16 protein-coding genes are annotated in these 26,056 nt (G+C 44.4%); 11 read left to right on the forward strand and 5 right to left on the reverse strand.

What is annotated here, in order from left to right; all coding sequences use genetic code 11:
• Positions 1 to 82 precede the first annotated feature (82 nt).
• Entirely contained in the window at positions 83 to 319 is a 237-nt protein-coding gene (locus MJB10_RS07905) for a hypothetical protein (RefSeq protein WP_314803242.1), read from the forward strand.
• Between the two features lie 167 nt (positions 320 to 486).
• Here the strand turns inward: MJB10_RS07905 and MJB10_RS07910 are convergent, their stop codons facing one another.
• Complete coding sequence (locus tag MJB10_RS07910; RefSeq protein ID WP_314803243.1) at positions 487 to 2,925, reverse strand: glycoside hydrolase family 38 N-terminal domain-containing protein; 2,439 nt, start codon at positions 2,923 to 2,925, stop codon at positions 487 to 489.
• Positions 2,926 to 3,061: 136 nt separating this feature from the next.
• Here MJB10_RS07910 and MJB10_RS07915 point away from each other — a divergent pair, with 136 nt between their 5' ends.
• The 5 genes from MJB10_RS07915 to MJB10_RS07935 all read left to right on the forward strand — a co-directional run bounded on the left by MJB10_RS07915 (position 3,062) and on the right by MJB10_RS07935 (position 10,137).
• Positions 3,062 to 4,240 (forward strand): ROK family protein, encoded by a 1,179-nt coding sequence (locus tag MJB10_RS07915; protein WP_314803244.1) that lies wholly within the window; start codon positions 3,062 to 3,064, stop codon positions 4,238 to 4,240.
• 144 nt (positions 4,241 to 4,384) lie between these two features.
• Complete coding sequence (locus tag MJB10_RS07920) at positions 4,385 to 5,536, forward strand: hypothetical protein (RefSeq protein ID WP_314803245.1); 1,152 nt, start codon at positions 4,385 to 4,387, stop codon at positions 5,534 to 5,536.
• On the forward strand, positions 5,523 to 6,563 hold the full coding sequence (locus tag MJB10_RS07925; protein WP_314803247.1) for an SIS domain-containing protein: 1,041 nt from the start codon (positions 5,523 to 5,525) through the stop codon (positions 6,561 to 6,563). The genes MJB10_RS07920 and MJB10_RS07925 overlap by 14 nt, the downstream gene beginning before the upstream one ends.
• 41 nt (positions 6,564 to 6,604) lie before the next feature.
• The gene (locus tag MJB10_RS07930) at positions 6,605 to 8,125 is read left to right on the forward strand and encodes an extracellular solute-binding protein (RefSeq protein WP_314803249.1); all 1,521 of its coding nucleotides are present in this window, start codon (positions 6,605 to 6,607) and stop codon (positions 8,123 to 8,125) included.
• Positions 8,126 to 8,379: 254 nt separating this feature from the next.
• Complete coding sequence (locus MJB10_RS07935; protein WP_314803252.1) at positions 8,380 to 10,137, forward strand: right-handed parallel beta-helix repeat-containing protein; 1,758 nt, start codon at positions 8,380 to 8,382, stop codon at positions 10,135 to 10,137.
• 104 nt (positions 10,138 to 10,241) lie between these two features.
• Here MJB10_RS07935 and MJB10_RS07940 read toward each other — a convergent pair whose 3' ends face one another.
• Positions 10,242 to 12,413, reverse strand: a complete 2,172-nt coding sequence (locus MJB10_RS07940) for a helix-turn-helix domain-containing protein (protein ID WP_314803254.1) — start codon at positions 12,411 to 12,413, stop codon at positions 10,242 to 10,244.
• 299 nt (positions 12,414 to 12,712) lie between these two features.
• Between MJB10_RS07940 and MJB10_RS07945 the strand changes: the two genes are divergently transcribed.
• The 5 genes from MJB10_RS07945 (at position 12,713) to MJB10_RS07965 (ending at position 22,725) form a co-directional block, all read left to right on the forward strand.
• Positions 12,713 to 13,621, forward strand: coding sequence for an ABC transporter permease (locus MJB10_RS07945; protein ID WP_314803256.1), 909 nt, complete (start codon positions 12,713 to 12,715; stop codon positions 13,619 to 13,621).
• 29 nt (positions 13,622 to 13,650) lie between these two features.
• Positions 13,651 to 14,532, forward strand: coding sequence for a carbohydrate ABC transporter permease (locus MJB10_RS07950; RefSeq protein WP_314803257.1), 882 nt, complete (start codon positions 13,651 to 13,653; stop codon positions 14,530 to 14,532).
• Positions 14,533 to 14,584: 52 nt separating this feature from the next.
• Positions 14,585 to 16,150 (forward strand): extracellular solute-binding protein, encoded by a 1,566-nt coding sequence (locus MJB10_RS07955; protein WP_314803259.1) that lies wholly within the window; start codon positions 14,585 to 14,587, stop codon positions 16,148 to 16,150.
• Between the two features lie 131 nt (positions 16,151 to 16,281).
• Positions 16,282 to 20,919, forward strand: a complete 4,638-nt coding sequence (locus MJB10_RS07960) for a sugar-binding protein (RefSeq protein WP_314803261.1) — start codon at positions 16,282 to 16,284, stop codon at positions 20,917 to 20,919.
• Positions 20,920 to 21,021: 102 nt separating this feature from the next.
• Positions 21,022 to 22,725, forward strand: a complete 1,704-nt coding sequence (locus MJB10_RS07965; protein WP_314803263.1) for an S-layer homology domain-containing protein — start codon at positions 21,022 to 21,024, stop codon at positions 22,723 to 22,725.
• Positions 22,726 to 22,970: 245 nt separating this feature from the next.
• On the opposite strand, the gene MJB10_RS07970 is transcribed toward MJB10_RS07965, so the two are convergent.
• The 3 genes from MJB10_RS07970 to MJB10_RS07980 all read right to left on the reverse strand — a co-directional run bounded on the left by MJB10_RS07970 (position 22,971) and on the right by MJB10_RS07980 (position 26,013).
• On the reverse strand, positions 22,971 to 23,909 hold the full coding sequence (locus tag MJB10_RS07970; protein WP_314803265.1) for an alpha/beta hydrolase family protein: 939 nt from the start codon (positions 23,907 to 23,909) through the stop codon (positions 22,971 to 22,973).
• Between the two features lie 341 nt (positions 23,910 to 24,250).
• Positions 24,251 to 24,574, reverse strand: coding sequence for a hypothetical protein (locus tag MJB10_RS07975; RefSeq protein ID WP_314803267.1), 324 nt, complete (start codon positions 24,572 to 24,574; stop codon positions 24,251 to 24,253).
• A 563-nt stretch (positions 24,575 to 25,137) separates the two neighbouring features.
• Positions 25,138 to 26,013 (reverse strand): helix-turn-helix domain-containing protein, encoded by an 876-nt coding sequence (locus MJB10_RS07980; protein ID WP_314803269.1) that lies wholly within the window; start codon positions 26,011 to 26,013, stop codon positions 25,138 to 25,140.
• Between the last annotated feature and the right edge of the window lie 43 nt (positions 26,014 to 26,056).

Genomic DNA, 26,056 nt, shown 5'->3' on the forward strand with positions numbered 1-26,056 from the left:
AGCTAAACATTCTTTAGATGCTTTCGGGCTTTCAAGAGAAGATAAGATTATTGCAAAGGCGCTTCAGGAATACGTAGCGGTTATGACGGATTATGCTGGAAGTGTAACACTGTACGGAGAAGGACTATGGTCCAGTCCTACGATGAGCTGGAACGGAATCCTGGAAGAGGAAGGTTTACGAAAAATACCGTTCGACAAATATAGATTTATCGAATCAGGCACGACAGCTGAAAAGAGAATGGTTCCAATGCCGCATCACCTGTTGTTTAAAGAGTACTATAAAAAAACAGGTCTGCCTAATAACATCGAATTTAAATAAACGAAGCAATAACAAGCCCCGAATCGTATGTTAATTTGGGGCTTTCACTCGCCGTCAAAGAACGTGTTTGACAATTGAACCAAGAGATGGCAGTCAGCTTGAGTTGGACAAGCTCTACCGAGAATTGAAGAGGACTTGGACTCCAATCTAGAGTCCAAGTCTTTTTCTTAAACGGTTACCCTGCGCGCAATTCGAATCGTTTTAATTTCAAAAGGACGAATAGGCGCTGTCACATGGTCGTCCATACAAGAAATTTGTTCATGTTTCGTCTCTTGTAGATCCGAAGCCCATGCGGCTTCCGCTCCAAGGACAAATAGCTTCAAGTTACCCTCTAGTCCTGCGGTTTCATAAACGCGAACGATTAACTCCCCGGAGTGGTCTGCTGCAGCTTGAATCGCCGACAAGACAACATGGGAAGGTTCTAGCCGCACATGAGAAACAGCGGGAAGGATGCTTTGGCTGGCGATGGCCTGAAGCGGGTTGTTCACTTCTTGTGCCATTTCAAGGACATGTGATTCATGCCAAGAGCCGTTATATGGAACTAGTGCAAACGTAAATGTATGCTCCCCATGCTGGGAGGATTGAGCGTCAATTGGCACATTCGCCCAGATGGATTGCGGTGCTCGCAGTAAGGTTGCCGCAAGAGTACCGGGCGCAACGATTTCTGCCCCTACAACACCTGTATTAATAAGCGCGATTCCTTTTTCGCCATCTTCTATGGCCACGAAGCGGTGAGCAGGCCATTCCCCTTTGGCTGTTTTGGTCTCGATGTAAGGTTTGCGCCGTACGGTACCGAACGGAATTTCATAAATGGCTTCAGAAGTAGATAGCGCAGTTGCCAATTTAAAGCGTATCCGGCTTTGTTCACCTTGCCATTTCAACTTTACTCCAATGTCCAGACGCGGCTTACCAGCTAGCAGCATAAATTCAAGTTCAAAGTGAAGTTTATTTCCATTACCGGCCCAAGGCAGCTTTGGAAATTCACCCGACAGCAGCAGCCGCTGGCAAATAGGCGTAGCTTCAAATTGCCTTATATGTAGTCGGCACACAGTAGAGCTAACTTCTCCGCCATTCGGATGCTCAATCTGAAAGCTTCCTGTATCTGGCTGAATGACCAGGAAATTGGCCGCATTCTCAATGAGGGTTACCCCACTATGTTTCAGTACGAATCGTTTAATGCCAAGGGTATCGCATTCGAGCAACAAATGCTCATTTTCAATGATGCCCGAAGTAACCTCCTCAGCTTTCACTTCATCGAGGCGCACCCCTGACTCATATTCAACCACACATCCAATAGCCCCTGCCGCGGGAACGGAAGCCCGGACATGCAGCTGACCATCACGAATTTCAAAGGGGGCCTGCCCATCTCCCAAATTTACATTCGTTACATTTGACTCTGTCTCCCGCAGCGGCAATGTGATGAGATCAACACGATCCCAAGGGAGTCCATTCATAATCGTGTAATGCGAATGATTTGCACCAATAGTTGGAATGGTGTGAGTTGAGTTGAGGCGCCGCTCCGACTGGGACAACACGGTTTGTGCGGATGATTCCATTTGCCCATAACGGACCATTAAATCTCGGAAAATTGGAGTCGGATGAGATCCAGTAAATACGTCATGAAACTGGGCGTACGCCATACCCCACCATGCCTCCTCCAGTAAATTGGATGGCAGCCCTCCAGCTAATGCGTTCCATTTCTCCGCTTCAAGCAGCAACGTTTCGACCCGCCGATTCGTTGTGCGAATTTCTGTGCGAAGTGCGAACGTGCCTGTAAACTCGGGATTTAAATCGCTATGAACCACAGGGAGTGAATGTCGTTTGACCTCTAAAGCTTGAAAGTAATCTCGCGGTAATGCCAGTTTCCATTCTTCATTCCCATTCTCTTCTTGTCTATGTCTCACTTGCTCCATATGGTGTAAGCCAAGCATCATCTCATTCTCAACGAACGGGATCACAATAAACGGCCCTTCTCCTTGCAGCTGTTCCGCTCTAGCGAACAATGTATCAACAGCTTGCCAATCGGAGCAGTCAGCCTTCGCGACGTGCAAGGGCGCTACATAAGAGGAATAGGAGTGCCAACCAACGACGATCGTTTCAGTGCCATCAAGGCCGCGTGCTCGAAAAACATCGTGATGACTAGTCCCGCCGAAGCGATTCGCGAGTAAGTGGGTTTGGCCAAATTGCTTTAAAATTTGCGGTACTTGGGCATGAATGCCAAAGGTATCAACGAGCCAACCCGTCGTTGGTGTGACGCCAAAGGTTTCTCGCATCCATTGGGTGCCAATGCTCTGATTTCGTACATAACATTCCCCGTTCGGTACATTGGTCTCGAGCGTAGAGGCCATACCGCCAACAACCTCCAACCTGCCTTCCTGAACAAAACGTTTCAATCGTTCTAGTAAATCGGGCCGCCGTTGCTGCAGACTGCGATAATGGTATGCCTGTTCGAGCACATAAGTGAAAGCGGGATATTGTTCTAATGAATCGAGCAATCGGATGATAAAAATGTCAAATAGCTCGGCCATTTCACATTCATTTTTTTTCCAGGATAGGTCAATATGCGTTATTGCCACAACCATGTAAGTTTTTTTCATCGGTTTCATCGAGCACCTCAATCGAAGTAGAATTAAACTTATTATATGTATTAAAATAAGTTTTGTCTATATAGCCGAAGGAATTGCCCTATTTGATTATTTTACTTATAATAACAGAGAGATAAAGGTGAGGCAGGGATTACAGATGAGCGTTATAAATACAGCTGATATACGCAGCCAAAATAAAAAGAATATTATTCAAACGGTCCGCTACGGACGTCCGATAACGAAAAAAGAAATTGCTGATAGGCTTAACTTAAGTTTTGCCACAGTATCAAATCTATGTAATCAGTTGGTAGAGGAAGGTATTCTATCTATTGTTTCATCGGAGAATTCAAGCGGTGGACGCATTCCCAACTTCGTCTCGCTAGAGCCAAATTCACGAGGGATACTTTGCCTGGATTTGAATCATCACGACAAGGCCACGATCGCGCTGCTTAACTTGCAGAATCAAACCATAGCTGCGAGTCAGGTAGACATTCCTCCTTTACTAGAATTGGGAACGCTAATTGAGTCATGTTATGAGGCATCCATGGGACTGCTGGAGAAGATCAAGTTTCCCATTGAGCATGTCCTTGGTTTAGGAGTAGCCATTCCAGGTATTTTTTATAAGAAAAATAATACCGTCATCAACTCGACAATTTCTATGTTTGAGAATCAGTTTGTAAAAAAAGAGCTTGAGGAACGGTTTCAACTGCCCGCCTATTTGGAGAACGAATCCAACATCTTGGCCGTGGCAACTTCAACTCAGCTCCAGCTAAGCTCTGGCCAACGCCAGGATGTTGCCTATCTCTACGTAGGAGATGGTCTAGGGGTTGGTATTACGCATCGCGGAGCGATACTAACAGGCAATCGCGGTTTTGGCGGGGAAGTTAGTCACATGCCAATTGGCCTGCATCCCTACAACTGCTACTGCGGGCAAGTCGGCTGCGTCGAAACGGAATTGTCCCTCGCGGGTTTTTGGAGAACCTATTACGGAACGGACGCAGTTCCGCCGTCTACTTCACTAACATTTTTCTGGAAAGAGTTCGTGTCAGCCTTGAAAGCGGGAGACGAACGTGCGCATCAGGTTGCAGAAGAAAAAGGGAGATTGCTGGGCAAGCTGATTTCGGTAATTGATAATCTGATTGACCCAGACGTCGTCTATGTAGGCGGGATCATTGAACCCATCTTTCAAACGCTGTACCTCTTTATGCAAGAGGAAGCTAGGAGCAGAGTGGTTACAAGAGAATTCTTTTTTCCCGAAATAAGAAAAGGAATTGACTACGAGCAAACCCTGCTCCAGGGCTGTTCGGAAATGGTTATTACACTATGGAATCCCTAAAAATCAATAGATGTAGTAAGTAAGGCTGTCTCATAAGTAGATTTTTCTACTTTGGGACAGCATTTTTTTGTTGTTGACAGAGGGCTCTCCATAAATTAACATAGTTATTATAAGTATTATAATAAGTGAAAGAGAGTGACTACTATGACTCGGCAGCAGCAAATAGAAGCACTCTTGGTGGAGCTTCGCTCACGTCGTCACGGTTTGATGAACCAGTCGGTGTGTATTGGTTTTGACGGTTACATTGATCGAATTGTACATGCGGTCAAACAGCGTTCAACGCCTGAGAACTACACGCGCTTCCACACCATCGCGGAATATGCCAATCATCTTCAAGCTTGCGCGGGCCGAAGCGGGGATATTGAAATTGTCCCAGTTACGGAAGAAGTCGGTGGAAACGCACCCATCATGGCACAGGCTATGGCAAGGCTTGGCGTACCAAGCACATGTGTGGGAACACTAGGAGAGTATGAGATTCACCCCGTGTTCAGCAACTTATCTCATTTTTTTAATCCGCAATCCATAGGAAAACCGGCGAGCACACTTGCGATTGAGTTTAGCGATGGAAAGATCATGCTTGGCGAGATTGAGCCGCTTCACCAAGTTACATGGGAACACATCAAACATCAACTCGGCATTCAAAAAATCGCGGAATTTTTCCAATCCAGCAGGTGCTTTGGGATTGTGAACTGGAGTTCCATTTATGCCATGGACGGAATACTTCGCGGAATCATAGAGGAGGTATTTCCACTCTTAGGTGACGAATTGGCTGAGAAGTTTGTGTTCGTTGACATTGCTGATCCTTCGGCAAGAAGTCGTCATGACATCCTCAACCTTGCGGCCATCTTAAAAGAACTAAACACGAAAGCAAAAGTGGTGTTGGGATTAAACCGGAAGGAAGCGGGAATTGTTTACGAATCCTTGGGGTACGTCGATCAGGATCAACCACAAGAAGTTTGGGCTCAAGCGATTGTACAAGACATTGAACTCCATGGTGTTGTTATTCATTCCTCGAACCGAGTCACAGGCATATTGGCAGGCGTCCTGGGAGAAACGGATGTCTTTCACCTGGAAAATCCTGCTCGAACGACAGGTGTTGGGGATCATTTTAATGCAGGTTTCTGCACAGGTTTATTGTTGAACCTCTCGCTCCTGCAATGCTTGCATCTCGGCAATTTAACCGCTTCCTCTTTTCTTACAACCGGTCAAAGTCCTTCATTCGATGACTTATTAGCGTTAGGGGAATGTGGTAATCCGAATAATGAAAAGGAGGTATTAGCAAATGAATCGGTATGAGGAGGATGTAATTGGTCAGACGGCATGTGTGCGAGGCGCTCTGGATACCATGCTTGAACAAGTGACATCAAGCAACATCGCGGAAATGAAGAAGAAAACATGGAGCAAAGTTGTATTTGCTGGGATGGGAAGTTCTCACTTTGTTTGCCATGGTGCTGTCATCCACTTAATCGAAAATGGTATTGATGCAAGAGTTCTATCAGCGAGTGAGCTTCTTCACTATGAGATGGGGCTAATCGATGAGAACACGCTGCTCGTCCTTGTTTCCCAATCTGGGGAAAGTGCAGAAATTGTTCGGCTTATCGAACGATTGCCTTCACATTTTAGCATCTTCGCCATAACGAATGAACCTGCAAGCACGCTTGCCATTCGTGCACAATGGAAGCTGATCTTGCATGTTGAGAGGGAGCAATCGGTCACCACGAGAACCTATCTAGCCTCACTAGTTGCGGTGCATCTATTGGCAAGAGAGCTTAGTGATACGATGCATGAAGCCGATTTTAAAAGGGACATGCGTGAAGCATTGGTGAAAATGGATCATGTACTTCAGAACCACAGCCTTCGGCAGAAACTGAATGGGTTTATAGAAGACCCGCCTTATTTATGCTTAATCGGTCGGGGGTACTCCTTGAGCACGGTTCGAGCAGGAGCGCTGTTTATTCGGGAGGTTGCCAAATATCCGGCTTTGGATTTTGATGCAGCAGAATTTAGACACGGTCCCATGGAAATGGTAGATGGGCAATTTACGGCCATCGTCTTTGCGCCGGCAGGAGTAACCGCAGCCCTGAATCTTAAACTTGCACTCGATATTGCAGAACGGGGTGGAAAGGCCGTATTAATTATCAACGAAATGTGTGATATCGTACACCCGAACATCCTGGTCATCCCACTGCCGCCTGTTCATGAAGTTATGTCTCCTCTCCTGGATGTCATCCCCGTCCAGTGGATTGCCAATGAATTGGCAGTACGACGTCAGCTAGAAGTCGGCGCGTTCCGATGGTCTTCCAAAGTTACAAGTAAGGAGTAATGGAGCATTTCTAGAAAATTATGGAGATGAGGTCATTGTTTATGAAAAAACGTCAATTGGCCGCAACACTTGTTGCAACTCTTGGTATGGCTACCATCGTAAGTGCTTGCTCGACAGACAAACCGGAGCAAAATCCGAGTGCAAAGCCAGACACAACACCGACGCCGATCCGTATTTTCGTTAATCAGACTGGTACAACAGCGGTCGATCCTGCGAACACTCTTTTAAAGGAAATTGAGAAAAGGACCAATACCCAACTTACCATTGACTGGATCCCGCAGAATACCTTTTCAGAAAAATCAAAGCTTATTCTTGCATCGGGCGATTTATCAGATTTGACGCTGGTGACGAACATTTTTGATTCGCAAGTCGTTCAAATGGCCGGACAGGGAGCATTTTGGGATTTGACGCCTTACATCGATAGTTATCCGAATTTTAAGGCGCTGCCGAAAGATATTTGGGACAATGCCAAGATAAAAGGTAAGAACTACGGTATCCCGCGGCCAAGACCGCTTGACGGAAGCTGGGGATTGCAGCTTCGCAAAGATTGGCTGGATAAGTTAGGATTGAAGGTGCCGGAGACGCTTGACGACGTTTATGCGGTTGCTAAAGCTTTTACGGAGAGGGATCCAGATGGTAATGGTAAGGGAGATACCTACGGGCTGAGTGGGAATGTAGACGCCAATGGGATGGGATCGCTGTCTTGGGTGGAGAACACGTTCAATGGCGTTTCCGGCAACTGGAAGTTAAAGGATGGCCAGTTAACTCCAGCGGTGTTTGAACAGAGTGAGAAGAAAGCGCTGGAATGGTTAAAAAGAGCTTATGATGAAAAGATATTGATATCCGATTGGGCGACCATCAAAAATTCGCAAGCGCGTGATCAATATATGGGTAATAAAGCAGGCATTATTGGATCCGCCTTGAACCCACAATGGTTGTTCATGGATGCTATACGTAAAATTGATCCCAAAGGCGACTCGTACCCCATTCCTTACTTAATAGGTCCTGATGGGAAGTTTGCTGGGCGAGACTCGGGTAATAACGGCATGTTCGTTATTCCGAAAACCGTTCCTGAAGCGAAGATGAAAAAAATTCTTGCGTTAATGAATCAGGGGTACAGCGAGGAAATTGCTAATATAGCAACTTACGGGTTACCCGATGTGCACTATACCGTTAAAGATGGGTTCAAAGTTGCGACAGAGCAGGCAACGAAGGATAATTTAGCGGATGTAACGAATAATCTGCCTAATATTTTTTCAGGATATGACAAGTATCAAAGGGCTTATTTTGCCGGTATCCCCAAAGAGTACTATGACCGAAACAAGAAGCTTATTGACGACCGAACTGCCATTAGTAAGCCTGATCCAGCCTATGGTTTAATTTCCCCAACGGCACTTACCTACGGACCGGATATGGATAAAAAGATTCAAGATATGAAAGTAAAGGTAATCTTAGGGAAGGAATCATTAACAGCGTGGGATGATTTTGTTGCGAAGCTGAAGTCTGATGATAACTATCAGAAGATTATTAAGGAAATGAACGAAGGTTATAAGAATAAATAAAGTAAATAAGCGACATTGAGGCATAAAATAAGGCCTTCTTGTCGCTTTTTTCCTGTACCAAAACTCTCTAATTGCAGGAAATGGTTGCGTTGCGTTATAGTCATGCCACAGGAAAGGCAGAACTTTCCTGGTTATAGTGGAAAAGGCGAAGGAGGTATTGTGACAAGAAGCTGGTTCTTGGTTGACGGCATCATGTTTAACAACATGTAAGCGCTTCATAAGGAGAAATTCAATTATCGAAGGAGGCAATATTGATGGTACATGGTTTTAAACGCTCCAAACGTAGTTTGGTAATTAGCTTAATCGTTTCCTTACTGATGGCGGCCTGGGTCATGCTCATTAGTGCGAAACCGGCACATGCAGCGACTCCCAAAACGTATTATGTTAATATCACAACAGGGCAGGATCGAAGTGATTATGGACTATCTACGAGCACCCCGTTCAAGAACATTCAATATGCTGCAGACTTAACGAACCCTGGAGATACGGTTTATGTCATGAATGGAACGTATTACAAGACGAATGATCAAGATGTCTTCCATGTCACACGATCAGGGGATACCACCGGCGGATATATCAACTACCTAGCCTATCCAGGTCATCATCCGAAGCTCAATGCCATTGATGCTTGGAATCATATCGTTGTAAGCGCTTCATATATTAAAATTGATGGATTCGAAATTGAAGGTGACAATGCCAATCTCACACTTGCCGATGGCGAAGCGCGCTATAACCATTATGTTCAGAACAAACCAACAAATACCATTGATTGGAATTATGTGCGTAAAACCCAAACCAATGGGATTAGTATTAAGCCTGGAGTGGACCTTACCACCCCACACGATATTAGGATAAGTAATAATATCGTCCATGATGTGCCTGGCGGAGGTATAAGCGCTGAGAAGTCTGATTATGTGACCGTTGAGAATAATACAGTTTATAATAACTCGTGGTATACACTTTATGCCACAAGCGGGATCTCGTTTCTAACGCCAAAAGATGCGGATTCGAATACGACCCTCTATAAAAACGTGATTCGTAATAATCGTGTATATAACAACAAAACATTGGTGAAATGGGAAAAAACTCAAGATTACTCAGATGGCAATGGCATCATTATTGATAGCACACTTAAAGCTCCAGCCTATACAGGAAAAACACTAGTGACGAATAATCTTTCCTACTTAAATGGCGGTTCCGGCATACATTCCTATCATAGTTCCAACGTTGATATAATAAATAACACGTCCTACCAGAATTCATCTCAGTTGAACTACGGAGAAATATTCGCCCAATCCTCGGATCAGGTAAATATCCTAAATAATATTTTGGTGGCTAGAACAGGTAAAAATATCAATACGAACTATAGTAATACAAACGTGACGACCAATTACAATGTGTACGATAATGGCAATCCGGTTGTTAGCGGTCCAAATGACATTTGGAGTGATCCCTTATTCGTCAACGCGGCATCTGGCGATTTCCATCTCAGTATCGGGTCCAAAGCAATCGATACTGGTGGTGCCAGCCTGACGCCAACAAACGACTTTGATTACAATCCTCGCCCAAGAGGGGCAGCGCCCGACCGAGGTGCCTATGAAAGTCAGAATCTCATTGGTAATCCTAGCTTTGAATGGGGCAGCCTGAGTGGGGGATGGACCAAAGAACAAAATAGTGCCGGTATCGCCATTCAAAATACGGGCTCATACTCCGGAACTTATAAGGCTGCCTTTAACACCACAGCGGCAACGAAGCTTTCTCAAACGGTAACAACACCATCGACAAAGACTTATACGGTTACGGCGTATGTGGTTACAAACATTGCAAGCAATGTGATCGTAGGGGCCGATGTAGCAGGAGTGAACCAGGCACAGCAAGTCGTTGCGACAGGCGGTTATAAGAAAATAACGTTCACAGTGAATGCCACAGCTGGGCAACTAATAAAGGTGTGGATTAGCGCCCCTCTAAGTGCCAGCGGCTGGGTTGGTATCGACGACGTCTCTGTTCAGTAAAAATCTTCCTTAGCGGCTGCAACAAGATCACGTTGTAAAAAATAAACTGCCTAATCCCTTGCGAAAGCCTAGGGAAGGGCAGTTTTTTTCAATGTATGCAATTTTCAGCTATGCTTTTCCCTATACTCCGTGGGTGTAATACCCACGTATTTCTTAAATACGCGATGAAACCAAGAATGCTGATACCCAACCATTTCGGCAATCTCACTGATTTTTAAATCAGTTTCAATAAGCAGCTTTTGAGACGCTTCAATTCGAACCTTTAACACATAGTCTAGGAAAGTCATGCCTGTCGCTGTTTTAAAAGCTTTACTCAAGGTAGAGATATGAATCCCGATCAAATCAGCACATGCCTCCAGGGAAATATCGGTCATATATTTCTCATCCACGAGGCGTACAATGGTTTCAACTCGTTTCGATAGGCTTTTATTATGGGATTGATCAAGCTCTTGCATGCAAGGCAGAATAATACGATGGATAAGCCATTTCAGCATGTCTGGCGATTGCCGAATTCCCAAGAGCTCTTCGAACAGGTTCTGTCCCTCATAAAAAGCATAAACGTGAAAGCCTGCCTGCAGTAAGGCGTTTTGAATATTTCCAAGCAGCTGAGCCATGGCCTGATGTAGGAAAAGCTCAACGCCATCACTGTTTTTTAACTCAGCAACAAATCTCTCTGCAAAGCGAATCGCATCTTCCTCTTGGCCCAGCCGCATAGCGTGAATCAAATCTTTCTCTATTTCAAATGGATAGAAAAAGGTGTATTCTCCTCTTGGAATGAGCTCCTCCATATCCAACAACGTATTCATATTCGTCAGATTCCCATATTTCAACGTGCGTCTCGCTTCTTCCATCGTGTCTGGGATCAGACCGAGCTCTGTACGTAATTGACCTAGGCATAGAGTTGCTTGCAAATGAAGTGTCTGATGCAGGGCAGAACAAATATCCGCGGATAATTGCTTTAGTTCCAGTTTCAGCGTTGTTTGAACGGGATCCCTTGGTATTTTAACAAGAATCCCAACAGATAGATCTTGAAAGTTGATGATGTGAGATTGACTGAAACGAAGCTTGGTAAGCTCATTCACAATGTTAGCCGCAGCGAAAGTGACAAGCTGCTCATCATCAGTCTTGAACTTACCCTCAGCATTATCTAGTCCCGACAATTGCAGCACAAGGATCGCTACCTGATTATCGTCCATGTCCCACCCATAATAGGCTAACCGATGGGCAAGTTCCTTTTCATTTAAGTAATATAATCGTCCTTGCACAAGCTGCAGCATAAAGCTTTCCATAAGTGTTGGCAGTTGTTCCTCTACTTTGGTTTGCAATAATTGCCTTTCCTCAGAGAGACCCTGCCATTCCCCGATCAATTTGGCAACAGGGCGATAAAGTCGTTTAGATGCAAACCAAGCGAGTAGAATCGCTGCTAGTATGCCTGCTAAGCTCACGGTCAAAATTAATCTAGACATGATAACAACAGGAGCGGAAAATTGGGATACATCCGTGGCTGTCGCAAATATCCAATGTGTGCCCAAGCGAGATATGGTTCCAAAAGAAGCGGAGTATCTCCGATTGTTATCTTTGAGTATAAAGGTTCCAAGATTCTGTTTCTCTAATCGCTGTAGAACCGTATTTTTCAAAGATGTTTCAAGGGGCGTATAGCCGCGTTTGCTAACTTGGGTTGACAAAGAATCCCCCTGGCTGTCAATAAGTAATGAAGTACCCGCATCGCCAAAATCCTTAAAATAAGTCCCTATCTTATCTGTATTTAATTGTACAATGATAGCGCCGTATTTTTCAGGAATACTGCCTGCAATACGATGAACCAATGTGTATTTGAAGGATTGCTTAGGAGCTAGTATATCAACTTTTGTTAATTCTGGCAGGGTAGAAGTCCAATACATATCTTTCTCTCCCTGCAGAAGGTTGTGCAAGGCTTTGGATGCAACAGGATCGGAGACAGCGTTTACACCACCACTGCCAGTAATTAATTTATTCGTAGGTTCCACATATAAATAAACCTCTGCAATCAATGGATTTGTTTCTCTCATAATGATCAGTGTTTTATACAGGTTATTGGCTAGTTCAAGTTCTTGTCCCCAATTCAATTTGTCGCGAAGCCTGGTACCGAAGATAGGATTAAAAGCCCATTGAGAAAGGGTGACTTCCAGCTGAGTGAGTTGTTCATTTACTTGTCGTGTTGCTTGATCCAGTTGAATTTCAAAGGTTCGGTTTACTTGGGTCTCGATGCGATCCACGCCAAGGATATATAAAGACATGCCAATGAAAGCGGTAGGCAGACAGGTAATAAGTAGAACTAAGACTAAGCTTTTTCTGAAAAAGGAGGAATGTTGCGCAAGTCCCTTCAATTCGACGACCTCCCATTACATTTAAAATATGAATGACTTCATTAACTATATACGGACTGTCCATTTCCTTCAATTGAATTCTTTTTACGGTATGAATTGGGTAGAAATGGCCTGTCAAAACTCACTAATTGCCGGAAATTACATTGTGAAGTTATAGTTAGGTCACAAAGAGAAACCATAACAACAGATAGAATGCGAGGGAGTTGCGTATGAACGCAAGATTATGGATGCTGCTGAAGCGGGATAGATATTTGTACCTGCTGGGATTACCGGGCATAGCAGCATTACTATTATTTAAATATGTGCCAATGTGGGGAATTCTAATCGCCTTTCAGGACTATTCGCCTTTTTTAGGTTTTATGAAAAGCAAATGGGTTGGATTTGAACATTTTCAATTTTTTTTTCAAAATCCTGATTTTTTTAAATTATTTCGCAACACGCTGGCCATCAACATCATGAGTCTTGTCTTTTTCTTCCCGGTTCCTATTATTTTATCATTAATGCTAAATGAGATTAGGCAGCTGGCTTTCAAACGCACGATTCAATCGATCGTTTACTTGCCTCATTTTCTTTCCTGGGTTATCATTTCAGGTCTTACTTTTACCTTCTTCGCTACCGGCGAGGGTTTCGTTAATAAGCTGCTGCTTACTTATGGATTTACACCCGTAGAGTGGTTGACAACACCTTCCTTCTTCTGGGCATTTTTAACAGGACAAAGCATTTGGAAGGAAGCTGGTTGGGGGACAGTTATATTCCTAGCAGCAATTACAGGAGTAGACACGCAGCTATATGAAGCTGCAAAGATCGATGGGGCTACTCGCTTGCGTCAGATTTGGAATATCACGATTCCTAGTATTCGTAACGTGATTGTGATCTTATTGATTCTCAAACTCGGACATATTATGGATGTCGGATTCGAGCAAGTCTTTCTATTGCAGAACTCCGCGGTATCCGAAGTGGCTGATGTATTCGATACCTATGTATACCGAGTGGGGATTAAGCAATCCCAGTTCAGCTATACCACAGCGGTTGGGCTGTTTAAATCCGTGATAGGTTTTGCCCTCGTCATTATCTCAAATAAGTTATCCAAAAAATTTGGCGGCGATGGTTTCTTCTAGACCTCGTCCATTTGAAAGGAGTGTCAGCTGTGAAAGAATCAATCGGGGAGCGAATATTTGCTAAAACTAATTTTATATTGCTGCTAGTAATCGGGCTTGTTTCGCTGTTTCCCTTCTATTATGTCGTAATTGTATCCTTTGCCCATCCAGATGAGTTTATCAGGAGCAGTTTTATCTTGTTTCCCAAAAAGTTTTCGTTAGCTGCCTACCAGTACATTTTGTCTACGGATATTTTTGTTAATTCGATCGGCGTCAGCGCCTACCTTGCCATCGTAGGGACTCTGTTAAGCTTGGTCGTATCCGCAGCGTATGCCTATATGATCTCAAGAAAACGATTGTTCGGACGTCGATTTTTAACCATCTCACTGTTAATCACGATTTTGTTTAGTCCTGGTATTATTCCCAACTATTTATTAATTAAAGATTTGGGGCTTATTAATAGTCTATGGTCCATTATTCTTCCTGGTTTATTGAGTGGTTGGAATGTGCTGCTGCTCAAGACCTTCTTCGACAGTATACCAGATAGCTTAGAGGAATCCGCCTATATTGACGGGGCTAATGACTTGCGCATTTTCTTTCGAATTATTTTGCCGCTTTCCCTGCCAGCCATGGCCGCTTTCGGATTATTCTTTGCCGTAGGTTACTGGAACACCTTCTTCAATGCAATTCTCTATTTGACGGATTATCACAAATACCCTCTTCAAGTGCTGCTACAGGGTATGCTGCTGCAAGCGGAAACCAGTATTGCTGATCCTGGGGTAGCGGCACAGCAAGCCTCCGAACACGCGATTCCTGCCGATACAATCAAGATGGCGGCAGTCGTCATCGCAACCGTACCGATTCTAATGGTGTATCCATTCCTTCAAAGACATTTTGCCAAGGGTGTTATGCTTGGCTCCGTCAAGGGATGATCATATAAGTTACAATTAGAATACTTGTAAAGACAAAGGGAGGATAAGGAAAATGAAAAAAGGACATGCAAGTAAGGTAGTACTCATTGCTGCTCTAGCTGTTACGACAGCACTGGCAGGCTGTTCAAAATCAACGGAAGAAGGCAATAAGGCAAAACCTGCGACTTCAGCGGCGCCAGCTACACCGTCTACACCAACGACGATCGATTTAATGACGATTAATTATGATGGTGTAGTACCCAAAGAAGATAACGCAGTACTACTTGAAATGCAGAAACGCACGAATACGAAGCTGAACATTAATTTTGTGCCCTCCAACAATTATGGAGACAAATTTAAAGTTGTACTAGCATCTGGTGAAATTCCGGACGTTATTCTTACCACAGGTATTTCAGATTCGGTTACGACTCAGGCTATCAGGCAAGGTGCTTTCTGGGATTTGACACCGTACTTGAAAGACTATCCGAATCTTCAGAAAACATATCCGAAGGACAGCTTTGAAAATACCAAAGTAGATGGTAAGATCTATGGTCTTCCTAGACCTCGTCCACTTGTTGGCGGAGCTGCATTCCCTGCTCTCCGTCAGGATTGGCTGGAAAAGCTTAACCTGAAAATGCCGGAAAATATGGAAGAGCTTTATACCGTGCTGAAAGCGTTCACCGAAAAGGATCCGGATGGCAACGGTGTTAAGGATACGTATGGTCTTGCAGGCTCCGTGGCGGAAGGCTATATGGATAAGTTGGTTTGGGTCAGTGATGTATTTGCAGGCAATAATAACTTTGATATTTTTAAAGATGGAAAAATGGTGTGGAGAGACTTCGAACCTTCTGAACGAGAAGCGATTCTATGGCTTCAACGCGCTTACAAAGAAGGCGTGCTAATGCCTGACTTTGGCATTATGAAAGGCTCCCAAGCGATTGATGCCATGAAGCAAGGCAAAGTAGGCGCAATTGGCACATCCATGGATTCAAAAAATATGGGTGAGTGGATTGCAAATTTAAAGAAAATGGATCCGAAGGCGAATGTGGCTCATGTACCAACGTTGATTTCTCCAGCTACGGGTAAGAAATATGCGATTAAAGAAGCCGGCGTATTCGGCAACTACCTCATTAATAAGAAAGTTCCGGAAGCGAAATTGAAGCAAATTCTGGCCTTCTTCGATTACGGCGCTACGCCTGAAGGTATGGAGCTTGGCAATTATGGAGTCAAAGATGTTCATTTCAAAGTTGTTGATGGTGTGAAAACAAGAACGGATGAGTGGAAAAACATCGCTGCACAGCCGCTTACCAATATCTGGACGCTGGTAGATCCGTATTCCCGTATAGCGCCGACAGCTGATTATACATCGGAGCTGCGTGATCGTGATAAAAAAATCATCGACGAGCGTTTGCAGTATGGCGTATTTATCAATACAAGCGGTATTACATCCGATACGTATCTAAAAGTCGGGCCAGAATTAGGCAAGAAAGTACAGGATATGAGAATGAAGGTCATTCTGGGCAAAGAGACGATCGAAGCTTGGGATAAATTCGTTGATGCCATGAAGAAAGATCCGACGAATATCAAAATACAAGAAGAAAAATTAGCGAGCTATAAAGCGATTTATGGCGGAAAATAATTGATCAGGTGAATAAACAGTATAATGGCTTCTGATGAAGCCATTATGCTGGTTTTCATTTCATTTTAGGATTTAAATGTAAGCGCTTAGATTAGAAGTAAACGCTATAACTATCAATAAGGAGGGCATGCATGTTGAAAAGAACTAGTATATGGATGTTAATAATGGCGCTCATTCTAATGGCTACAATGGCGCCAATTTTACCAGCTTCTACGGTTTATGCAGCAGGAGGGACGATTTATGAAGCGGAAGCAGCAACAAAAGTAGATGCACCTATTCAGACAGTCGTAGGCGCTGTTTACTCGGGGGCTGGCTATGTAGATTTGGGAGCGAAGTCGAATTCGGCTAGTGTGACTTGGACAACAGTGCAAGCAGTCACATACGGAAATTACATTGTCAACATAGCATACAGTAATACGGATGCGACTCCTAAGCCGATTAGCTTAATCGTAAATGGTCAGAAGTACACCACATTCGCTGGTGACAAGACGGGGGACGGGCCGCTGCCTACTTGGAGTACCCTCACTGCTGTTGTGTTATTGAATCAAGGGAACAATACCATCAAGTTGGCTTCTGAAGGTGCTGACGGTCCACTGGTGGATGACTTTGAATTAACTCCTTTTGCGACCATTTTTGAAGCGGAAAATGGAGCTGGAGCCGCTCATTCTAATGTATCCATCGCGGCAAATGTGGCTACTGCGCCCGGTTTTTCAGGAACAGGGTATGCCAGCATAGCAGCTGGGATTACTGGTTATATGCTGTACAACAACGTAGTCCTGCCAGAGACTGGGAAATACACGCTGAAAGTGCGGTACAGCTTGGGCAACTCAGCACGGCCATATGCGGTAACCGTAAATGGTGTCCGGGTTCAGGACGCCAAAGGAGTGTCAACTGGTACTTGGGCCAACTGGACCTATGAGGAGCTGACGGGGTTAGATTTTCATGCGGGTGTGAATACGCTAAAGATCGAACGAATCGGTGTGAATGCTACCCCTGTTATTGATCGGTTTGAGCTCGTGAGCGAAAAACCGTTTGATGTTGGGGATCAAACGTTCCGCACGACGTCCTTCGAGTCTTCCGATGTGGACCCCGTCATTGCTAATACGGCGACAGATGGTGTATTGAATTCACCTGTAATCATTGGAAGTGCGCTGAAGAGCACATCTGCGAGCACAGTAAAGATTGTGAGCACTGCAGGAAACCGTTGGGCAGAAGTGACTGTACCGGCAGAAAAACCGGGCATCATTGGCTTTCCGTTCCACTCTAGCTGGCTTCCGCCGGTGCCGATGAAGAGTTATACGTTGGAATCCAGCTTTATGCTGAAGGATGAGAAGGCGAATTACATCTTTAAGCTGATTACCGCAGCCGGGATGGAAAGCCCGATCTTCGCCTTTGGCATGGATTACAACAAAATCTATGCCCGTTCCAACAACTCTGCGGCTGGGGCATTGGCAGCAAGAGCTGATTGGAGCGTTAATACCCTCTATAAAGTGAAACTTGTGTTCCACTTAGATACGAAAAGCTATGATATGTATCTGAATAATACGAAAATCGTGAACAGCGAACCGCTTCAAAATGATGCTTATCTGGGCGGTTTAAAGGGTTTCTTCCTTGAAGTTAAAGATGGAGCGCGGCAGGAAACCAAAATTCTCGTTGACGATGTCCAACTGTCGGGGTCGAATACCGCAGGAACGGCACCGATCACAAACCCGAGCCCAGGCTCAATTTTCGTCGAACAGCCTTATATTGGTCAGCCAGTCGTTTATTATGTAAGCCCATCAGGCCTCGACACAAATAACGGTCTGACGACAACAACCGCATTCAAAACGATTACTAAAGCAGTAAGCGTAACGAATCCAGGTGATACCGTCAACATCATGCCAGGAACCTACTCTCCTGGAAACGATGCGAACGATTTTGTTCTTATAAATCGCTCAGGAGCGAAAGACGTGAAGACCGGGGTAGAATCTTACATTACTTATAAAGCTTATGACCCTGCTAATAAACCGAAGCTGCTGCTTCCCCCTAACATAAAGGGTGTATGGGATATGATAGATGTAAGCGCAAATTACATTATCATCGATGGTCTTGAAATCGAGGGCAATAATTTAAACATAACATTGGCACAAGGAGAAGCCAATTATGCGAGTAAGGTAGCCGGCGGCACTGATTGGTCTACCTATGCCTTGACCAACACTAACGGGATGACCATGCACGGTCATCACATTATTACCCGAAACAACCATGTTCATCATTTGTCGGGTGGAGGAATTACAGGCAGCGGCGATTACATCACGATTGAGAACAATGATATTCACTCCAACAGTTGGTATACCTTCTATGCCACTAGCGGTATCAGTCTAATTAATGATGTAGATTTCGACAACAATACCACCGACTACAAAATTTTCGTTCGGAACAACCGCGTTTATGACAATGAAACCAAGGTGAAATGGGAACAAACCAAAGGATATTCCGATGGCAATGGCATCATCTTTGATGTAGATGATAAATACAAGGGCAAAAAGCTGGTAACGAACAACATTGTTTATGACAATGGCGGCGGCGGCATACACATCTATAAAAGCAATAATGTTCATGTTATCAACAACACGATCTATCATAATAGTAGGAGTCCATATTTAAAATATCCCAATATGGATGTGAATTCCGGTGATAATAATATCTTCTTAAATAATATCTCTATTGCCAGAGATGAAGCTGGAGAATATGCAAATGGAAGCGGTGGATGGAATAATCTTTTTGCAAACAATATATATGGCGGTTTAACCCGTTTCTTAGGAAAAAATGAGCGTGTAATAGATCCGAAGTTTGTATCTGTAACGGGAGTCGTTTATGATTTCCACTTGCTTCCAGATTCACCTGCTATTGATTATGGTACTCGCACACTTGCACCCCTTATTGATTATGATGGTCATTTGCGCCCGTATGCAGGTGCGGGATCACAGAATCGTGTAGATATTGGTGCCTACGAAACAGAGTATAATAACCCTGCCTACTTAGTGGACGATACCGTAACAATTACTGAGCCGACGCCAGAAGTGGCCAAAGCGGCAACAGCCGCCAAAGGTACACCAGTGATTGATGGGCAAACCGATGATTTATGGTCTACAACAGAGAGTTTCCAAGCCCTTTATGTCAGCGACAATACGAAACCTGCACCCATTGCAACTGTCCGTTTGTTATGGGACGAACATCACCTGTATGTACACGCTCAAGTGGCCGACACTACGCTAAATGCGTCAGGCGGAAACCTGTGGGAGCATGATTCGATGGAATTTTTCGTGGATGAGAATGACGCCAAGACACTTTCCTATCAAGCTGACGACAGACACTATCGTGTCAATTATTTGAACTTGAAGAGCGGCGGTACGAATGTTACCCCAGATATCTTCACATCCGCCACAAGTGTTGTTCCAGGTGGATACATCATTGAAGCGGCACTCCCTCTGACAAGCATTACCGCTTCGGTTGGTACTGTCATAGGATTTGACGCTGGCGCCAGCGATGACAGCAATTATGATGGTATTCGGGATAATGCAACCATGTGGAGCAACAGAAGGATCAATTCATATGCATCTACGCAATTGTTTGGCAATGTTACGTTGGTAGCTCCTGTTACCCTGACAGGAATAACTCCTGTAGCAGTGAGTACAATGGTGGGGACTGCACCAACGCTTCCTTCCGTCGTGACCGCTGTGTACAGCAACAGCTCTACATCTACGGTGAATGTGAATTGGGATGCCATAAGCCCAAGCCGTTATGCAACTGTGGGAAGTTTTACAGTGAACGGTACTGTAGCTGGCACTGATATGAAAGCTGTTGCTTCTGTTACGGTAACTGCAGTACCTAATGTATTGCCTACAGTCAGCCTGACTGGACCCGTTAGTGAATCCATCCGCACAGCACCAGCTAATGTCGAGTTAATGGCAACGGCAGTGGACAGCGATGGTGCGATCAACAGGGTAGAATTCTATGACGGCAGCTCTCTACTAGGCAATGGTATTGCAGGCGCAGGGAATAGCTACTCATTGAATTGGATGAATATCCCGGCCGGGACTCACTCGATTAAAGCCATCGCATACGATGACATGGGTGGCGTTGGTATGTCCTCCACAGTCACACTTATCGTGAACGCAGCGCCAACGAATGCTCCATTGGTTGAAACGTTGACAGGACCTTCTTCCGCATTAGCTGGAAGCAGCTTCACGACGAAATACGGCATGACGCATACGGTACAAAGTACCGTTTATGCGCAGGATACGATCATTTATTACGATTCGAATGCGCTTCAGTTCGTTGATGCCGTGTCATTGAAATCTGGATACAACCTTGTCGGGAAAAGTACGAGTACACCAGGCCAGCTGAGACTTCTTGCTACTAGTACGAATTCTGGTGTGAGTACGAGTGGAGATTTGCTGGATATCACCTGGCAGGCTAAGCAGGTTAATCAGACAGTTACTTTGTCAACGTATTCTATCGTACTTAACAATCAGAACGAGAGATTATCGACTACAGCTGCAAGCTTACCTGTAACTGTTACGAATATTCCTGAGGATATAAGCGGACCTTTAAATGGTACCAAAGATGGGCTGGTAAATCTCTACGATCTGTTGTTCGTTGCTTTAAACTATGGAAAGTCGAATGCTAGTTCGGATTGGCCGCAAGCTAGTAGAGGTGATGTGAATCAAGATGGCATCATCGACATCAGAGACTTACTAACTATTGCTAGGAAAATACTTCAATGATAAAGGCATAGCATGAAATCGGAGAATTGGCGCGGAGTTCAATTCTCCGATTTTATTGTCCAGAGAAGGGAGCTGTTCATTTTGATATTCAAACGATTATGTATGTTCTTGCTATGTGCAACGATGCTCTCGATAGCTGGCCTGCCTAGGGGAGTTTTCGCAGAATCGGCAGGGGATTACACCCTGATTGCAAATACAACCACGGTTCAGCAAGGAAAGGAAATAGCCATAATAGCTTCTGGAAAAATGGTGGATATGTATGCTTTTGATGCCGAGTTCACCTATGATGCTTTGAAACTGGAGTTTGTAAAGGCGGAATCGATGCTTCGCGACGGTTTCTCATTTGTTATCAAGAATGAAGGCGGTAAATTATTGCTGGCCTACACTAAATCCATGAATCAAGGACCTGAGAACACGTCCAAGGAATTGTACAAGCTCACGTTCAAAAGCAAAGCCAATGTTACTGGTGAAGCAATTGTTAAGTGGGATACTTGGAAAACGGTGAATGGGAGTGATACGTCTACTACTCATGCTATAGGAAAAACAACATCGGTGCAGATTCAAGCAGGCGATGGTTCGGTTATAAGTAATCCGCCAACATCACAACCACCAACACCCATTCCTCCCCTGTCTGCATTTGACGGATCTAAACTGTCAATAACGCCTACCCTCTCGGGCACGATGGCCAAGACAGAGCTCTCCCAGGAACTTCTTCAACAGCTGCTCTCCAAAGCTGTGAACGATGGGAAGGGATTGCAGAGAAGCATCATTGATCTTAAGACGACGACAGGCGCAGAAGGCTATACCCAAGGGCTGCCTGCGGTATTTTTTAAGAACGGAAATGGGGAAAGGGAATTGGAAATTCAAACGGCAATTGGTTCCATTTCGTTACCTAATGATATGTTCAAAGAAAAGCAAATAGCGGGAGCATCCAAAGTAGAGATCTCGATAAAAGTAGCGGATACCTCGTTGTTAAAACCGGAATTGAAGCAGAAAATCGGTAACAAGCCCGTGTTGGATTTGTCCGTTTGGGTGGACGGTAGTAAAGTCCAGTGGAAAAATAACCAAGCACCCGTAACCGTAACGATTCCGTATCAATCAACACCAGATGAATTAAAGAATCCCACTCATATTGCCATTTGGTATTTGGATGGAGAAGGAAAGGTAACGAAGATACCATCTGGGAGATACGATGCAGTCACAGGTACGGTTACTTTTAAAACGACACATTTCAGTACCTATGCTGTTGCCTATGAAAGGAAGAGTTTCTCCGATCTAGATCATTTCGATTGGGCGAAAGATGCAATAGAAACACTAGTATCTAAAGGCATCGTTAACGGGACAAGTGAGGAAACCTTTGCACCGGATCATCACATCACTCGGGCTGATTTCGTATCCCTTTTGATTCGTACATTAGGTCTGGAAGCAGATTTCCAGTCTAATTTTGAGGATGTGACCTCGGATGATTATTACTATGAAGAGATTGGTATTGCGAAGCAACTTGGCATTGCAAATGGGGCAGGCGCTAACCAATTTCAGCCTAAACAAACCATTACCAGACAAGATATGATGGTTCTTGCAGCAAGAGCTATGCGTGCCGCTGTCGTTCCTCTGTTTGCGGCATCATTGAAAGATCTATCCACCTACAGCGATAGCGGGCATGTTTCCGAATATGCGCTCGATAGTGTAGCCACCTTGGTTAAAGCTGGCATAGTGCAGGGGGATGGCGTACATTTATGGCCCGCCGCTCCTACATCGAGAGCTGAAACCGCCGTATTGGTCTATCGGTTATATAGTAGATTATAAGAGCCAAGACGCTGTTCGGAGCCTTCCTAAATGGGAGGCTTTTTCAATTAGAGATGACGCAGGCGTCGATCTCGAAGCGGGAGGGGTATCCGTTCTGGGTGAAGGATGCTTTTCATCCTTTTTGCGCGCATGCTCATGCGTGGCTGCTCTATTGTTACTACAGCGTGTATAAACAATAGGGATCTCTTATCGAATGGGACTCAGACGAGTCCCTTTTTACTGATTTTATATGACCCTCAGGAGCCTCACAAATACGATCGGAAGAACGTCACCATCTGGTTAAGCATTTCCGAGGTTGCAGTATGACCTACTTCCGGATATTCGATATAGATGTATCCCTTCGGTAGTTCTCCACATTCCTGGGTAACCAATTGATGCAGTTTACGAACACCGCTGATGTTGATGACACGGTCAATCACGCCGTTCTGCACCAGAAGAGGGATCGAATACAGCCGTTGATAATGATTCATCGGATTGTGAAAATTAACTAACGATTGCAGCTCCGGCACATATTCGTTCGGGTCCAAACTCTCCGTATTGACGTTCCAATCCGGGGATGCGATCATCGGTGCAATCGCCTTGATTCTCCGGTCACGTGCGGCCGTTGCGAAAGAGATATACCCGCCCATCGAAATACCGGACATCCCCAATCTATTCGGGTCCACTCGTGAATCCTTTTGCACATGGTCAAGCAATGCAATGACATCTTCCACGGTCTCATGAATCGTTTCAAAGAAACGTCGGCAATTCGTTTGCTTGTCATTGTCATAGAAATACGAATGGAACTGGGGATGCTTGCGCTCGCCATGCCATCTGACATCGATGAGGACGACGAAAAAACCGTTCTGGGCAAGTTGGATGCCCTTATCTAAATCCATCACTTTATCCCCGGTCATCCCGTGAATAAATAGAACAGTAGGGAGCGGTGTATCCGACTTCGGGTAACAGTAGAGAACAGGGACGCTGCGTTCCGTCACTACCGCGTGTTCCAGCAGCAGCGTTGTCTCGCTTGGTTCCAGCTTCAGCGCTTTATTGACGAAATTCGTTGCCAAATGAAGAGGGTATCCTTCCGCATTGCCGGTGATCTTGATTTGCAAAGGGTGTGAGTCTTCAGCCAATTGTCTGCAGGTTAGCCCATTCTCATGGCCTATCCTGCCGTTTAATTCAAACATTGTGTGATTCATGTAGCAGCAATCTCCTTCTAAATCATTAAATTTTCTCCACTATAACAGGCGAAATCATTTCGTTCAATTGCATTCTTTTTCTTGAATTAAAAGGGAATCTGAGCCATGAAAATATCGCTAATTGTCGTAAATCAACCCAGTTATTTCATGAGTGTGACCGATATTTGCTACGTCTGCGGGTTACAGAGCATGGAGGCGTTTTATCGTAATTTTAAACGCCACGTCGACATGTCGCCTGAAGTTGGGCTTTCGAACCCGCCTCATACTCACCTTTTTTTTATTCCTTCCACGGCAGTAGTTAGTGATGTCTTAACCATTGCGATCAGTTGCTGAAGAATACTCTAGTCCATATACCTTACAACTAGATTATGATTTACCAGTACCGCTTCACTTATTTGCCCACTCAAATTAGACAACTGCGCGGATGTAATTCGCAATTGGGTGGTCGCTGTCTGATTTAGTAAATTCGCCTTCCAATTTAGCTTTAGAATATCTTCTTCACTTGTGATAGCAAGACCTGGCGTTGTGCTGATGGCCATTATACGTAGCTTTCCTGACTCCGACTTGGTTTGGGCGATCGTCCAGCCTGCCTTCAGTAGCTCATTCGACTCATAAACTGACCGGCATTTCTCGCCTTCCAAGAGCTGGCCGGTGTTCTCTTGCATGCGGCACTTGAGAAAGTTCAAGCAGGACATGAGTTAGATTCGATAGGGCTAATTGCAGAAATGAATAACCTTTATCTGAACATTGAAAGGGGCGATTTTCTATGAAATCCAAAAATCGCAATGTACCTCAAACTGACTCATTTAGAGTTTGAATTAAAAAGCTAGCCGTGCAGCAAACTCGTGTAGGGATGCTGTGCTGCTAGCTTTTTAAGTATTGCATTTTCTGGGACAACCAAAAAATAAAAAAGCAGCAAACTAACAATATTCGCATGCTGCCGTATTTTTTTGGTACGAAAAGCTAGTTGGGGCAGTGGGATTTTTGCGGCATGGGCTCAGGCAACTCTACTGCGAGACCTGGAATGCCCGTATGGACGAAGACGAACAATGGCAAGTATATCCTGGTTTTCGAGGAATGCGGCAGTGACAATTGCAATATTCATTAAAAGCTCTCCGATGATGCCACGACATGTTCAAGCGGGGTCGGAACGAATATCCCTAATCAAAATGGAGGCCCCTATGTGACTTTAAAATACAGGAACTCGTCTAAATAGTTCTTAGTTATGTTAATTCATTGATTTTTTCCCATCCGTCATATAAAAATTGGAACAGAATTGAGACAGGCTGAAGCCTGTCTTTTTTTTGAACATTTTACCAAATGTATGGACATCAGCGTACCCGACTTTTTCAGCAATTTCGCCGATCGACAGCTTTGTTTGAATTGCAAGTTCCTTTGCATACTGTACCCGCAACCAGGTAACGTATTGTAGAGGCAGCATGCCGAATTCCTGTTTGAACAGGTTGCATAAATAATTACGAGAGAGTCCGGAGACTTCTTCCAATTCGGATAAGCGAATATCATTTGTATAGTGATTTTGGATATAGTTTTTAACATGAAGGAGCAGTGTCATATTTTTTCTTTGTATAGGCGTTAATTCACTTTGCTTGGATAACTTAGCTAATTCTAATAATGTCTTTAAAATAAGCTGTTGACATTCCAATTGATGAATAACACCCGGTTGATGATAATGGGTAACAATCTGCTGAAGCCATTCCATTATTGGATGGTCTGTAAGGGAGGCAAAGTATTGGCAGTCTCCATATAACTCGTTAAAAGGGAGAGGCGAATTGCCAAAATGAAATACTATGGAGATACACGAATAAGACTCCCCGGGTAGCGTCAGTACTTCATGGTTTTGATAAGGTCGATGGAGAATTAAATCACCTTTGCGGGTTACATAGGTTTTTCCTTCAATGACATAATGCGCAGCGCCATAACAGACGAATTGGATTTGATATTGTTTGTGGTAACCATAAGGTTTCTGCCAACCTTCCGGGGCATGGAATAAATGAGCCAACGTCAGATAAGGGGGGATAAAATAATCATCCAACCATTCAATGGTTTCAAAAGGTTCCCAGTAAGCCATATCGATCCGCTGCAAGTAAGATCATCCTTTCCTTCTAACTCTTCCTTTTTATGATATC

Source organism: Paenibacillus sp. MBLB1832 (assembly GCF_032271945.1).
Lineage (GTDB): Bacteria > Bacillota > Bacilli > Paenibacillales > NBRC-103111 > Paenibacillus_E > Paenibacillus_E roseopurpureus.